This window comes from Chitinophaga solisilvae (assembly GCF_009928525.1).
Lineage (GTDB): Bacteria > Bacteroidota > Bacteroidia > Chitinophagales > Chitinophagaceae > Chitinophaga > Chitinophaga solisilvae.
In genome coordinates this window covers 15830-31922 of record NZ_JAABOK010000027.1, presented here as the reverse complement: position 1 = coordinate 31922, position 16093 = coordinate 15830, and the positions used below count along the sequence as shown (strand labels likewise).

Sequence of the window (16093 nt, the reverse complement as noted above, 5' to 3'; positions counted from 1 at the left end):
GTGTTTTAACTTTTCCGACCAGAGAAGTTTGAGTAAATTGCCTGATTATTCTCTATTTATATTAAATAATTATAATGAGACCCGGATTAAATTCCCTGATACTGGTTTTCTTTCTGCTGCTCCTGGACCTTTATGTATTTCAGGCGGTAAGGGCCATGGTGTATATGTCTGCCCCCCGCGTACGGAGCATTACCTATGCTGTTTACTGGGGTATTTCCGGCATCTGCCTCCTCATGATCATTCTCCTGCCGTACATCAACTGGCATAGCTGGCCCCAGCAGATGAAATCCTATCTGATGGCCATTTTTATGGGGCTGGTAGTCGCCAAGCTGCTCGTGACGGTATTTTTGCTGATAGACGACCTGCGCCGCGGTGTTTTATGGATCATCCGTCAGTTCGGCGGCCAGCAACCCGTTACACAGGAGAAAGGCGTTGTCAGCGGTATGAGCCGCTCCCAGTTTATCAACCGCCTGGGGCTCATCACCGGCGGCACCTTCTTTGCCACCCTCATGTATGGCTTCTCCAACAAATATAATTATCGTGTTCATAAAATCAAGATAGCCTTTAAAAACCTGCCAGCCTCCTTCAAGGGCATGCGCATCGTACAGATCTCCGATATCCACTCCGGCAGCTTCGCCAACCGCGAAGCCGTGCTCAAGGGCGTTCAGATGATTAATGCCCAGAAACCGGACCTGGTACTCTTTACCGGCGATCTGGTGAACGACCGCGCGGTGGAAATGGAACAGTGGATGGATGTTTTCAGTCAGGTGAAAGCTCCCATGGGAGTATATTCCACCCTGGGAAACCATGACTATGGCGATTATTACCCCTGGCCGGATAAAACTCCTGCCGGTCACAGTGATATGCAGATCAGGAACCTGGAAAGGCTCAAGGAAGTGCATGCGGAACTGGGCTGGAAACTGATGATGAATGAACATGCGGTACTGGAAAGGGGAGGAGAGCAGATTGCCTTGCTGGGCGTGGAAAACTGGAGCGCCATCAAACGCTTCCCGCGCTACGGCGACCTGAAGCGCGCTTACGAAGGCGCCAGAGACATCCCCTTCAAAATACTATTGTCCCATGATCCTACCCACTGGGATGCACAGATCAGGCCCGAATACCCGGATATTGCGCTGACACTGGCCGGTCATACGCACGGCATGCAGTTCGGTATTGAAATCCCGGGCTTGAGATGGAGCCCGTCCCAATACTTTTATAAGGAATGGGCCGGCCTGTACAAATCCGGCGATCAGCACCTGTATGTGAACAGGGGCTTCGGTTTCCTCGGTTACCCCGGAAGGGTAGGCGTACTGCCGGAAATCACCGTCATCGATCTCGCGTAATTACTAAAATTCGCAAATATCAGGATAGGGAAATATCCTATATTGTGCAGGTATCTCTATATAATGCGCATTATCCTGACATGTCTGTTGCTGTTTAGTGGCTGTATTATTGCCCGCGGTCAGTCCCTGGCCGAGCTGGAAAGGCAGCTGGACTCACTGTTGAACAAACAGCAGAAAAGTGAAGTAGTTGTAGCCGTTGCCTACGGAAACAATCCGGCTTATGGCAGTAAAACCACCAATGTGGAACTGCCCATTGTGATGAAAACATTTTTATCACCTTCCGTGACCTGGTATCATAAAAGCGGCTTTTATGCAGGAGCTGCAGGGTATTATCTGTTCAATACAGAAAAAAATCCCTGGTTTGAATGTGATCTGACTGCAGGTTACGACTATACGAAAAACCGTAAATTCCTGACAGGCATCTCCTATACCAGGTATTTTTTCGCCGACTCCACCGATATTCCGGAAACACCGATAAAAAATGAATTATTTGCCTACTTCCTGTACCGGCAATGGTGGCTGCAACCGAGCATCAGCCTGGATTACGGATGGGGCCATGATGTTAATGAAGGATACCGCCGGGAGCAACATCTGCGGGGCAACGATTTTAATATCATTGCAGCCGTACGGCACCCGTTTATTTTCAATACAGTATTCGGAAAAGCAGACGGCCTGCTGTTAACGCCTTCCATTGCCTTTACCATGGGCACGGCTAATTATTTCAGTCAGCTGAAAGCCTTTCAGTATATTTCCCGCTCCCCCAAAATGCGCAAGGAAAAAATACGCCGCACACGGGAACTGTATTTCGAAGACCATACCGGATTTGAACCCAGGGCAGTAGATATTACCCTCAATGCAGCCTATCTGCTCGGCCGCTTTACTTTTTCTCCCGCATTCACGGTTTTTAAGCCGCTGGCCGGCGAAGACCTCAGTGTCATGAGCTATTTCACAGCACGTCTGGCTTACAATTTCTGATAATCTTAACAAATAGCACGGAATTTGTATTTGTGCCCCCGGCAAAAATGAAAGTAGGGGTATTTACCTGTTCGGACGTCTATATTTTAACCATTACTAACAAAACAATTATGAAAAAACTGTTTTTCGCCGTTGCAGTGCTGATGTTTGCTGCAGTTACAACAACCGTTAGTGCACAAACCAAGTTTCTGCGCTTTGGAGTAAAAGGAGGTGCTAACCTCGGAAAGCTGGATGGAGCCGGATTTCAGGATGGCTTCAAATTGGGTTACCATCTCGGCGGTTTTGCCCAGGTGAACCTGGCAAAAGGTTTCGGTGTACAGGGTGAGGTGATATTCTCCTCTACCAAAACTGAAACAACTGACAACTTCAAAGACATTTACGAAGGTGTCAGCACTGCGGACAACCGCAAAAAAGTAAATCTGAACTACCTGAGCATTCCATTGCTCGCTAACATTGACCTCGGTACGCCCCGTCTCAAACTGCAGGTAGGTCCTCAGTTTGGCGCTATGGTGAGCGACAGAAAAGTATTCGGCGCTGCCAACAAAGCCTTCAAAGGCGGTGAAATTTCCGGTGTTGCCGGCTTATGGCTGCAACTGCCGATCATTAACATCAGTGCCCGTTACATCATCGGCTTCAACGACGTAAAAGGTATCAGCAGCATTGGCGATTCCAAAAACTGGAAAAACCAGAGTATACAGTTGGGAGTTGGTGTAACGCTGTAAGAAATTACGAATTACGAATTAGGAATGATGAGTTGGGGCGAAGACCTAAGCGAATGATAAAATATCATTATTCGCTTAGGTCTTCGCCCCAACTCATCATTCCTAATTCGTAATTCGTGATTCTTTTCTGCCATCACGTCACTTGGCATCAAACTTGACAAGGGTAGGTATATATAAAAAAGAGGACCTGATAGATGATTGTCTGACAGAATGTCCTCCGAGGCTTTAAATAACGCAGATGAACAGATTTTATTTAGGAAATTCGGAAGATGAAATGGAGTTCATGCCTATTATCCCTTTGAATGAAGACGGGGACGGTCAGGAAGATGAAAACATTCCCGATGAGCTGGCATTATTACCATTAAGAAATACAGTATTGTTTCCGGGTGTCGTTTTACCAATAACGGTTGGCCGGGATAAATCTATAAAGGCGGTAAATGATGCGTACAAAACTGACAAAATGATCGGGGTTGTAGCGCAGAAAGACAGTACAATTGAAGACCCCAATGTGGCAGATCTCAGCGAAGTGGGTACCGTAGCCCGCATTGTAAAGCTGATTAAAATGCCCGATGGTGGTACCACCATCATTATACAGGGACGTAAACGCTTCAAAATTAATGAGATAGTTACGGAAGATCCGTATTTTAAAGCTAAAATAACGGTACTGCAGGATGAAGCTGCGGAAGATGATTCCGAATTTGAAGCATACATCTCTTCCATCAAGGATCTGGCAGGCCAGATTATTCAGTTATCTCCCAACCTGCCTTCGGAAGCGAGCATTATCCTGAAAAATATAGAGAATGCCTCTTTCCTGGTACATTTTGTATCATCCAATCTCAATTCTGACCTGAAAGAAAAACAGCAACTGCTGGAAATCAACAACCTGCGTACCCGCGCAGAGCTGCTGATGAAGTTACTGCAGACAGAACTGCAGCTGGCAGAGCTGAAAAATAAAATCACCAACAAAACCAAAGCAGACCTTGACAAGCAGCAGCGCGACTACTTCCTGCAACAGCAGATGAAGTCCATCAAGGAAGAGCTGGGCGGTGATTCCAACGACCGCGAAATCAAAGAGATGAAGCGGAAGGCAGAAGAAAAGAAATGGCCGCAGGCAGCTGCCGAAGCCTTTGCCAAAGGCATCGAAAAGCTGGAACGCATGCACCCCAGCACACCGGATTACAGCGTGGTGTACAACCACCTGGACCTGTTACTGGACCTGCCCTGGGGCGAGTATACCACTGACAGCTACGACCTGAAAAAGGCTAAGAAAATACTGGACCATGACCATTATGGCATGGAAAAAATCAAGGAGCGTATCCTGGAATACCTGGCAGTGCTGAAACTGAAGGGAGATATGAAATCTCCGATCCTGTGTTTCGTCGGTCCTCCGGGTATCGGTAAAACCTCTCTCGGACGTTCTATTGCCAATGCGGTAGGACGTAAGTATGTGAGGCTGAGCCTTGGCGGTCTGCATGATGAAAGCGAGATCAGAGGCCACCGTAAAACCTATATCGGCGCTATGCCGGGCAGGGTGATGCAGTCTATCCGCAAAACCAAATCTGCCAATCCGGTAATGATCCTGGATGAAATAGACAAGATAGGCAACGATCTGCGCGGCGACCCCAGCTCCGCCCTGCTGGAAGTACTGGACCCTGAACAGAACAGTACCTTCTACGACAACTACCTGGAACTGGAATTTGACCTGAGTAAGGTGTTGTTTATTGCTACCGCCAACAATATCGGCGCTATCCACCCTGCGTTGCGTGACAGGCTGGAAATCATCGATCTGAGCGGATACTCCATTGAAGAGAAGACAGAAATTGCGAAACGTCACCTGATACCTAAACAGAAGGACGCGCATGGCCTGACAGATTATAAATTCCGTATAGCCAATAATGTTATTGAACACATTATTACTGACTATACACGGGAAAGCGGTGTCCGTGAGCTGGACCGTCAGTTTGCATCCATTATGCGTAACCTGGCCAAACAGGTAGCTATGGAGCAGCGGTTGCCGGAATCCGTTACGGAGGCGAATGTGGAAAAAATACTGGGTAAACCGAGATACTCCAATGAAATCTATAAGGTTGGCAATCCTCCGGGCGTAGCCGTAGGGCTGGCCTGGACGTATGTAGGCGGGGATATCCTGTTTATTGAAAGCAGCCTGAGTGATGGTAAAGGCGACCTGAAGCTGACCGGTAACCTGGGGAATGTAATGAAGGAGTCTGCTGTGACGGCATTCACCTATCTGCAGTCAAATGCAGCATTGCTGAAGCTGGATCCGAAAATCTTTGCAACCAAGAGCGTTCATGTGCATATTCCGGAAGGAGCAGTGCCTAAAGACGGCCCCAGTGCAGGTATCACTATGCTGACAGCCCTGGCATCCGTATTCACCGGCAGGAAAGTTAAATCCTACCTGGCTATGAGCGGGGAAATTACCTTACGCGGGCAGGTACTGCCGGTAGGGGGGATCAAAGAAAAAATTCTGGCTGCCAAAAGAGCCGGTATCCGCGAAATTATCCTCTGCTGGCAGAATGAGAAGGACATAAAGGACATCAATCCGTCATATATCAAGGGAATGAAGTTCCACTATGTAAAACAAATGAACCAAGTGCTGGAAATTGCGTTATTAAAGAAGTAACTTAGTATAAACTTGCCGTCAGTCAGTCAGCGGCAACTTATAAATGGTTCATATCGGTTTTGTTGTGACCCCGGTATGAGCATCATGTTGATTGTTTTAAGGGTTTTTAAAGCCACCTCTTGATGGGGTGGCTTTAAAGTTTGGAAGAGTTTGGAGTAATTATGAATTACGAATTATGAATTGCGAATGAAGCGCGAAGATATATGCGGAAAAATAATTACGAATTACGAATGACGAATTGCGAATGAAGCGCGAAAATATATGCGGAAAAATAATTTCTTATCCGCATATATCTTCGCGCTTCATTCGCAATTCGCAATTCGTAATTATTTTAATCCGCCAGTTGCCGCTTATACAACTGTATCGTGTTTTCCAGGCCATAATAGAGTGCATCAGCGACGAGGGCATGGCCAATGGATACTTCCTTCAGTTGTGGGATGTGCAGTTTGAAGAAGCGGAGGTTGTCCAGGTTGAGGTCATGGCCGGCATTGAGATCCAGTCCGATGGCGGTAGCTTCGCGGGCGGTATTTTTATAGTCGTTGAACAGCTGCAGGTTTTGCTGCTGTGTACGTGCATTCGTATATTCTTCGGCGTAAGGACCGGTATATAATTCAATGCGGTCAGCGCCGGCGCTTTTGGCGCCTGCTACCTTGTCTACTTCCGGGTTGAGGAAGATAGATACGCGGATACCTGCATTTTTCAGGGTGGAGATCACATCTTTCAGCTGGGACTGATAACGGATGGTATCCCAACCTGTATTGGAGGTGATGGCGTCCGGCGGATCGGGTACCAGCGTACATTGGTGCGGTTTAACTTCCAGTACCAGGTCCATAAATTCTTTGGATGGGTAACCCTCAATGTTGAATTCGGTGGTAACGATGGGTTTCAGGTCTCTTACATCCTGATAACGGATATGACGTTCATCCGGACGGGGATGTACGGTAATGCCATCGGCGCCGAAGCGCTCGCAATCCTTCGCCACTTTAATTATATCCGGGAGGTTGCCGCCGCGTGCATTCCGCAGGGTAGCAAACTTGTTGATGTTTACACTCAGCTTTGTCATACTACAAAATTAATAGTTAATTACGAATTACGAATTATGAATTGCGAATGAGAAGCGGAGAAAGGAGCGAAGAGGAGCAGTGAGAAGATAAAAGCGAAGACCGAAGCGATAATACTTAAAAGTATCCGCTTCGGTCTTCGCTTTTAATCTTCGCTACATTCGCAATTCCTAATTCGTAATTCGTAATTACGCGCAGCGTATATTTTAGTATCTGTAGTAGTCCGGCTTAAATGGACCTTCAGCAGGAATACCGAGGTATTCGGACTGAGCAGATGTCAGTACGTCCAGTTCAACACCGATTTTTTTCAGGTGCAGACGGGCAACTTTTTCATCCAGGTGTTTAGGCAGTACGTATACTTTGTTTTCGTATTTGTCTGCGTTCAGCCAGAGTTCCAGCTGAGCCAGGGTTTGGTTGGTGAAGGAGTTACTCATCACGAAAGATGGGTGACCGGTAGCGCAACCGAGGTTCACGAGGCGGCCTTCAGCCAGCAGGATGATATCTTTACCGTCGATGGTGTATTTATCAACCTGTGGTTTGATTTCCACTTTAGTATTACCGTAGTTTTTGTTGAGCCATGCAACGTCGATTTCGATATCGAAGTGACCGATATTGGAAACGATGCATTTATCTTTCATCAGTTTGAAGTGTTCGCCTGTGATGATATCGCGGCAGCCCGTAGTAGTTACTACGATGTCTGCTTCCTTGATGGCATCTGTCATTTTTTTCACTTCGTAACCTTCCATCGCAGCCTGTAAAGCACAGATCGGATCAATTTCAGTTACGATAACACGGGCGCCTGCACCTCTCAGGGATTCAGCAGAACCTTTACCTACGTCACCGAAACCAGCTACTACTGCAACCTTACCGGCAATCATCACGTCAGTAGCACGACGGATCGCATCTACGCAGGATTCGCGGCAACCGTACTTGTTATCAAATTTGGATTTGGTAACAGAGTCGTTGATGTTGATAGCAGGCATGGGCAGGGTGCCGTTTTTCATGCGCTCATAGAGGCGGTGAACACCGGTAGTGGTTTCTTCACTCAGACCTTTAATATGCTGAATCAGCTCAGTATATTTGTCCAGTACCATGTTGGTCAGATCGCCACCATCGTCCAGGATCATGTTCAGCGGACGCTCAGGGCTGCCGAAGAACAGGGTTTGTTCAATACACCAGTCAAAGTCCTGTTCGTTCAGACCTTTCCAGGCGAACACAGGAACGCCCGCAGCCGCGATAGCCGCAGCAGCATGGTCCTGAGTAGAGAAGATATTGCAGGAACTCCAGCGTACTTCTGCGCCGAGGTGTACCAGTGTCTCGATCAAAACGGCTGTCTGGATAGTCATATGAAGGCAACCTGCGATACGCGCGCCTTTCAGGGGTTTGCTGTTGCCATACTCTTCACGTAATGACATCAGTCCGGGCATTTCAGCTTCTGCCAGCTCAATCTCTTTACGACCCCAGGCCGCAAGAGACATATCTTTCACCTTGTAGGGAAGGCTAAAGTCGATATTTGATTTCGCAATTGTAGACATTAAGATATAATTTTCTGCAAATCTAGGGTTATTTTAACTCTTTACATAATGGCCATAGGCCTGCACCGTCAAAATTGACCTAATTTTTTGTTAATCATCCGATTATAACTCCTTCTTCCCCCGGAAATCAAATTTAATTTGCATTAATATAAATATTACTTTAAATTTGCTAATTAAAATATATATGATTTAATAATTAATTGTTTAGTGATATTCCACAGTGTGAAGGGTATGAGCAATTATTAAAAATCATAAATGCTGCATCTACCGCAGCTTATGAATTCATCATACAAGGCTATTTGAAATAAAGTATTACCGGCAGCAGGTTTTTCAGTTATATCAGCAAATGCTCAACAGAGAGGAATGCCGGAGAGAGCCAATTTTGAAAATAGGCATATAGGGTTTTACAAAGGACTGTTTTTCACATTTTTGACTAAAAATCTATATGTATAAATAGAAATTTACACGCTTATATGTTACTCCTGTCCTATCCTAAGAAAAAGATACGGCTTATTGCCCTTAGCGGTAAGCGTATATCCCTCAGATACCTGGTCTTATTGATTACCTTACTTCTGAGTAATATATATGCCGGCGCACAGGTACTCCCTGCTGTCCGCACCATCAATCCCACCGGTGGCAACAGCACGGCAGACGGACTGAAAATAGAAATGGACGTCAAAGGGAAATGCCAGATCTTCCGCCTGGGCAAAACGGAATCGCTGGTATTCAGTAACATCGCCAAAGGCATGAAAGAGGTGATGATGCTCCGTTACAGCACCGGCGCCATTTTAGCAGAACAGGCCCTGGAAGATAACCTGACGTATATGTCGCCGCTCTCCGGGAAAGGAACTGCCGCCAACCCTTACAATATCACCACATTCTACAAGTTTGAAGTATGGGAAGGCGCCAACCAGCGCCAGGACGTATATGTAACAAGATCACTGAACTACGTACTTCCCAATAATTACTTTACCATCGACTATACCTTCAGCTCCGCAGACCAGGGATATGACGTACTGTTATATATGGAAGAGCAGACCGTCTTGCAGGAAGACCTGGTGCATCCTAACTACGGCAGATCCGGTAAAACAATACTCACCCGCCGCCCGCCATCCACAGCAGGTGCAGGTACCTGCTCCTGGGGATTCACCGACGGCGCCAATAAATATGCAGGCGTTTACAGGGATGGAATGACCTGCAGCAACTTCCCCGGCAATTTTACCCATGCCATCATCGCCAACGGTACTTTCAACAGCTACTCCATCAGCTACCCCGGCGATCTGAAAAAAGATGTGACCAAGCCTAATTACCCGTACGATAATAAATGGGGTTCCAACCTGGACCCTGAAATAGATGATAAAACCATTGCCGTACAGAAATTCCTGTTCAGCAAACCACTGAATAAATCTTTCGGTACCAGGATAGCAATGTCTTACGGCGAAGATCTGGCCTACGGCGATATCAGCAACATCTACACCGTTATCAATTCCACTCCTACCAGCAATGGTAGCTCCGCTGTTACCGTAGAGTTTGAAGGCACGACCGCCGCAGGTAATGAGGGCAATGCCGGCGATAACCACGCTCCGGCCAATCTGCGCCTGAAAGTAACCGGCGCTCCCGGTCAGGTGCTGACAGCTCCGGCCTACCTGGAAATGAAACTGGTCCCTAATCCGGCGGATCCGCATCCTGCGGTACAGGGAACGGACTATACCTTCGACGCAGTATTCATGATACCTGCCGGCGATTACTCTACTCCTAAATATGTGGACCTGACCAATCTTACCATCATCGGTAACAACAGACTGGAATACAGCCGCAATCTGACACTGGAACTGGTGGATGTTCCATCCAACGCACTGGTAAAACCAGGTGCAAAAAAACTGACGACCTATACTATCACGGATGATGAAGACCGTACGCTGACGCTGACTTTCCCGGCGCAGACTTCCATCCTGGAGAATAATACCATTACCGGGAAGATCAGTCTGCCCAACGGTGTACTGACTTCAGAAAACATCAGGGTGGTACTGACTACACCCGCCGGCAATACGGCGCAGCCTAACGGTATCGACTATACGATGCCGGCTGAAGTAACCATCCTCAACGGCCAGCCGGATGCTACCATCAGCATTAACCTGGAAAAAGATAAAGTCCTGGAGTATGCGGAGAAATTTTCCGTACACGCGGAAGGTGATGTACTGGGGCAGCTTAAAACTGCTACCAGCCCGGAATTCACCATTCTGGACGATACCCGTAACCACCAGGAAAATACAACGCTTACCCTGGGAGTAGATAAACCGGATCCGGACCCGTCTTATCCGGCTTTCACCTACAAGGAAGGATTTCTTAACGGTAAACTGAATGTGAGCCTGCCAGCAGGCGTAACAACCGATATTCCTATTCAGGTGACCCTGAATATGAGTGGTACAGCCACACCGGTAAAGGATTTTGATGCACTGCCTGCCTCTTTCAGCTTTACAGGCAATGCGCCTGCTACCCCTGCTACGCTGAACCTTATTAACGACAGCAGGATTGAAGGAGATGAAACCATCGTTTTCGCACCGGTTGCCACAGACGGTACAGCTACTGTATTCACCATCGCGGGGGCTACCCTGACGATAAAAGACGCACAGCTGCCACTGAGCACCCCGGCAGTTTTTCATCTTTCTGCAACTGATATTGATGAAGGAGATGTTAACGGCGCACAGTACTGGGTAGAGCTGCCGGCCGGTATCACCGCCACAGATATAAAACTGGATTTTAATCTTGCTGCAGGCGCAGCTTCCACAGCCCTGCCCGCTTCCTATACCGGCGTGCCGGCTACTATCAGCATTCTTCCCGGCAGCACCGCATCGGTGAAATCCGCTGTTATCGCCCCCGCCAATAAAGTATTTGAAGATGACCGCAACGTGGTACTAACAGTAACGTCTGCACGCAGCGACGTGCCGGTTACCGGCGGACAAACACTCAACATTCATGATAAGACAGATATCCGGCAGAAATCCGTTACGCTGAAACCAGAGAAGGAACATCTGAAGGAAGATGAGGATACCCGCTTCATCATCTCGCTGCCTGCCGGCTATAGCTCCCTGAAGCCGGTAGTGATTGACCTGAAGAAAAATATTGCGGGATCAGAAGCGGCAGATACGGACTTTTCCTACCTCGTTACACAGGTGACACTGCCAGCCAATACTACCGGCGATTATCTGACTACCGTACCGGTCATAAAGGCCGCCTTTGATAAAATTATTGAGAAAGACGAGACATTATCTATATATGGTATTGCCAAAGATTACAGCGTTACTTCCGCACAGCTGGTGATAGACGATCAGACCAGGTTAACGCCTGCCTATGCCCAGGTAGAACTTTCTGCAACGGCAACGTCGCTGGCTGAACAGTCCAAAACCACCGTGAAGGTGAGTCTGCCAAGCCAGGTGACCACGGAAATACCGCTGACCATCAACCTGACGGATATACCGGGAACGGCTACACGTACAGACGATTATCTGCCACTGACATCGCTGACCATCGATAAAAACAGCACAGCCGCCACCACGCAGCTGGAAGTGGTGAAAGATAACCTGATAGAAAACCAGGAGACTTTCAGCATCAAGGCAGAAATGACAGATGAATATGCTACGGCCTATACCAGCACGCCGGCTTCTCTGGCATTTACCATCAATGACCTGGAATATCCGCTGCTGGCTGCCAATCCGGTGGTATTAAGCAGCACGCCAGCCACCATCACAGAAGGAGATGCTACCGGCGCCACGTTGAAAGCCATGTTGCCCAACAGCTGGAAAACCGCTATCCCGCTGGATATAGTACTGTCAAAGAACAGCAGCTCCACCGCCGGCGATGACCGTCACTCGGCTATTCCGGCAAAACTGACTATTCAGCCGGGCAGCGATCATGCTTTAACCACGCTGACTGCTACTTCCAATGATGTACTGGATGATGATGCAGATGTTAATATAGACGCTAACAAGGGCAATGCAGCCATACCGGCAAACAGCGCCGTTGTTCATATAGCTGATAACACCATTAATCAGCCGGGCGCCCGTACGATCACGCTTACAGCCAATAAAGTACTGCTGCCGGAAGGTGAAAAACTGCAGATTACTGCCAGCAGATTATACACATCTACCAAAAAAGTAACCATCACTTTTGATACAGATGTTACCACAGAAGCCAGCCTGGTAAAGAATGACTACGCCTGGATCAGTAAAACGGCAGTACTGGATATTACTGAAAAAAGCCACACCTTCGATATTATCCAGACAACCGCAGATAAGGTGCTGGAGAAAAATGAATCCCTGAACCTGACTGCTAACGCCGGCGTATATACGGTAAATGGTCTCAGTCTGAAAATTGAAGACCTGACCCGGAAAGTACCGGCCAACCTGCAGCTCAGCACAACGCCATATAAATCTGCCGATGCGGCGGAAGGTGATAATGGTCATGTGAAAATCAGCCTGCCGGCAGGTATTACCACAGAAATACCCGTTACCGTGCAGTTACCACAGACAGCAGGTACTGCCGAAGCCGGCGCTGACTACACCATGGCAACGGCCATCTCCTTCAACAATGCAGGCGATACCACCATTGCCCTGAAAATTGCGGCAGACAACCTCCTGGAGAAGACAGAATCATTGACCATCACACCGGCTGCCAACGATGGTATCAGCACTTATGTAACTGCACCATTTAAAGTAGATATCAAAGATGCACAATACCCGCTGCCTGCACCGGTTAAGATAGTAGCCACCCCTGCGGCTATCGATGAAAACGGCGCGCCAGCCATCATCACCGCGGAGTTGCCTGCAGGCATCAGGGCTGGTTATGACCTCACCGTGAATGTGAGCAAAGACCTGATTAACTCTACTGCAGACGCTACTGACTACCTCCCGTTCCCGGATAATTTCAGTATCGTAATTAAAAAGAATAATCCCGGCGCTACCGCTGCCGTTCAGCTGAAAGCCAAGGCAGACCTGATCCTGGAAGATGATGAAAATGTAATTCTCACTGGCAGCACCGGCGATGTAAATATCCCGGTTACCGGTCAGACGATCGTGATCCGGGACAGAACGCACGATGATCCGGCCACCGGCCTGATACGCATTGTGCCTGCAGTAACCGGCGCTACCCGCGTAAAAGAAGGAGATATCTTCAACGGAAAAGTAACCCTTGCTCCGGGTGTTACCTCCAGCAAACCTATCACCGTGGCGCTGGGTATCAGCCCTGTTTCTGCGGCCGGTACTGCAGACATCAGCGGGTTGCCTGCAACGGTGGTTATTACACCGGGCAAATCTGAAGAGCCTTTTACCTTCAGGGCTGAACCGGATCTTATTCTCGAAAAAGATGAAATGCTGAGAATCACCGCCATACCTCAATCGGTAAACGGTATGAGAGGAGATACTCTCGGCGTAATCATAGAAGATGCTACCCGCCTGAATCCGGGTAACCTTAAACTGGAACTGCGTATCGATTCCGTGATGCTGCGCGAAGGAAACAACAGCGCGGTCACCATCGGATTTGTAAATCCGGGTATCGTTTCTACAGAAGATATTGTGATCAATATCGGAAAGAATACGGCGGTATCTACTGCCGATGAGGCTGATTTCAGCGGACTGCCTGCACAGGTGACGCTGAAAGCCATGAAGCACGCAGAAGCATATACGTTGCAGGCTGTCAATGATAACATTATTGAAGGAGATGAACAGATACAGTTCACTGCACAGCTGGTAACACCAGGTTATACAATTGGTCAGCCAGGCTTACTGCTCATTCCTGAAACCGGAGATATGAGCGTGCAGCTGCTGAAGTTAAATAATGCTTCCGAGCCGGCTACTACGGGTAATTATTCCATTAAGCTGCCGGGTAACAGTATTGCCGCCGCCGATGTGAAGGTAGTATTCTATGTGAGCAGTATTGCGGGTACTACCAATATTGCCCCCATTGCACAGTCAGCTACTATTACGGCCGGACAAAACAGTGTATCCGTTCCCGTTAATGTGATAGACAACAGGGTAATAGAAGGAGACGAAGAAGTGAAGGTAGCCCTGCAGCTGGCGCAGATGAAGCGCTTCGGCAGAAACCTGGCCTTTGATACCAATGAAAAAGATACGGTAACACTGATTGTTCATGACGATGAAAGCGATGCCACCGGTCCGAAGGCTGTGGCGCGTGAAATGAAGGCGGAGAAAACGGCTGATGCTTCAGAACCTGCTGTTGCCGGAAATTTCCGCATACATTTCACCGATGCGCAGCTGTCTGCCGCAAAAGATGTGACCGTGACCTATACAGTAAGCGGCGCCGCGGTAGCAGACAGCCGCTATAAGAAGCTGAGTGGCATCGTTGTTATCCCGGCAGGTAAGAACTTCGCGGATGTAAAGGTGGAGCCGATAGATAACAATGTAGTGGAAGGCGATGAAAATGTGCAGCTCAGTATACAGTCTGTAACGGCAGCCATACCTGGGGTAACCTGGCCATTGTCTGCCACCTCCGTTGCGGACGTACTGATTCATGACAACGATACCCTGGTAATAGAGCTGTTCAGCAACAAGACAACCGCAGCTGAAGGAGAAAGCATTGAGTTCACGCTGAAATCAGTGAACAGTGCGGCGAAGGCATTGCCGGTACGTATCCAGGTGGATCAGGATGCAGCCAGAACCTATACGGTAACAGGCGGTGTGGCAGGTGGTAACATCGTAACCATTAACCTGCCCGCATACACTAATAACACCCGCTTTACACTGGCCGCCGCTGATAATGACATTAATGATGATGACGGATTTATCAAGGCTACCATTCTGCCGTACCAGAGCAACAACGGCGCTGCGGCCTATAAGCCCGGTACCGTGAACACAGCTGAAACAGCCATCACTGATAACGATCCGCTCACGCTGTCTTTCGCTGCCGATAAATTCAGTGTAAAGGAAGGTAATAAGGGAGAAAATACGCCGCTGCATTTTGTGGTGAAGATGAACCGCAAAAGCTCCCGCGCTGTTACCCTGAACTATGATTATGAAGCATCAACAGACGGGGTAAGCTATCCGTACCTCGATTACAAAGCCACGCCAGGTACTGATTTCGATAATACCATTAAACAGACCGTTATCCCTGCGCTGGCAGCGGAAGGTAAGATCACGGTTAATATTATCGGCGATACCACCTTTGAACAGAATGAAACATTTGTGGTGAGAATGAAAACAGTCACTGTTCCTTCCGGTCAGCATACGCCAACATTGGGTACGCCGGCAGCCGCTACCGGTATCATTCTCAACGACGATGCCATGTGTAAGAAATGTGATACCGACGGCGACGGGCTGACAGACGAAGAAGAAGATATCAATAACAACGGTGATCCGTTTGATGATGATACCGACGGAGATGGCATCCCCAACTTCCTGGACCTCGATTCCGACGGCGACGGTGTACCTGATTCAGTAGAGCGCTTCACCAGAGACAAACGCCACATAGATGATAATAACAAGAAGATCCGCGTGCATCCGGCAATTTCACCGAACAACGACGGACAGGGTAACGATGCAATGTTCGTTGAAAACATTGAACGCTATCCGAAGAACGAAGTGGTGATCTTCAACCGTTGGGGTGGTACTATCTTTAAAATGAGCAACTACGATAACAAGTCCAGAAATTTCAGAGGTCGTTCCAATACCGGTGGTCAGTCAGGTACAGATGTGCCGGATGGTTCCTTCTTCTTTGCTATTGACATCTGGACGGAAGGCGGGAAGGTAGAGCGTTACACAGGATTTATCGTGATTAAACGCTAAGGACTATACGAAGAAACTGA

The 16093-nt window shown here is 48.1% G+C and carries 7 protein-coding genes; 5 read left to right on the top strand and 2 right to left on the bottom strand.

Annotated elements, in window-relative coordinates:
* The first annotated feature begins 74 nt into the window (after positions 1 to 74).
* From GWG06_RS29640 to lon, 4 genes are all read left to right on the top strand, one after another.
* Positions 75 to 1343, top strand: a complete 1269-nt coding sequence (locus tag GWG06_RS29640; protein ID WP_127043504.1) for a metallophosphoesterase — start codon at positions 75 to 77, stop codon at positions 1341 to 1343.
* Between the two features lie 63 nt (positions 1344 to 1406).
* Positions 1407 to 2318: a hypothetical protein gene (locus GWG06_RS29635; protein WP_127043503.1), complete on the top strand. Its 912-nt coding sequence runs from the start codon at positions 1407 to 1409 to the stop codon at positions 2316 to 2318.
* 110 nt (positions 2319 to 2428) lie between these two features.
* Positions 2429 to 3040, top strand: a complete 612-nt coding sequence (locus tag GWG06_RS29630) for a porin family protein (protein ID WP_158631627.1) — start codon at positions 2429 to 2431, stop codon at positions 3038 to 3040.
* A 238-nt stretch (positions 3041 to 3278) separates the two neighbouring features.
* On the top strand, positions 3279 to 5681 hold the full coding sequence (gene lon, locus GWG06_RS29625; RefSeq protein ID WP_127043501.1) for an endopeptidase La: 2403 nt from the start codon (positions 3279 to 3281) through the stop codon (positions 5679 to 5681).
* Positions 5682 to 6012: 331 nt separating this feature from the next.
* Here lon and GWG06_RS29620 read toward each other — a convergent pair whose 3' ends face one another.
* Both GWG06_RS29620 and ahcY read right to left on the bottom strand, forming a co-directional pair.
* Positions 6013 to 6744 (bottom strand): pyridoxine 5'-phosphate synthase, encoded by a 732-nt coding sequence (locus GWG06_RS29620; RefSeq protein ID WP_127044593.1) that lies wholly within the window; start codon positions 6742 to 6744, stop codon positions 6013 to 6015.
* Positions 6745 to 6948: 204 nt separating this feature from the next.
* Positions 6949 to 8277, bottom strand: a complete 1329-nt coding sequence (ahcY, locus tag GWG06_RS29615) for an adenosylhomocysteinase (RefSeq protein ID WP_127044592.1) — start codon at positions 8275 to 8277, stop codon at positions 6949 to 6951.
* A gap of 473 nt (positions 8278 to 8750) precedes the next feature.
* Between ahcY and GWG06_RS29610 the strand changes: the two genes are divergently transcribed.
* Positions 8751 to 16073 carry a Calx-beta domain-containing protein gene (locus GWG06_RS29610; RefSeq protein WP_160718082.1) on the top strand — a complete coding sequence of 2441 codons (7323 nt, stop codon included), beginning with the start codon at positions 8751 to 8753 and terminating at the stop codon, positions 16071 to 16073.
* The last annotated feature ends 20 nt before the right edge of the window (positions 16074 to 16093 follow it).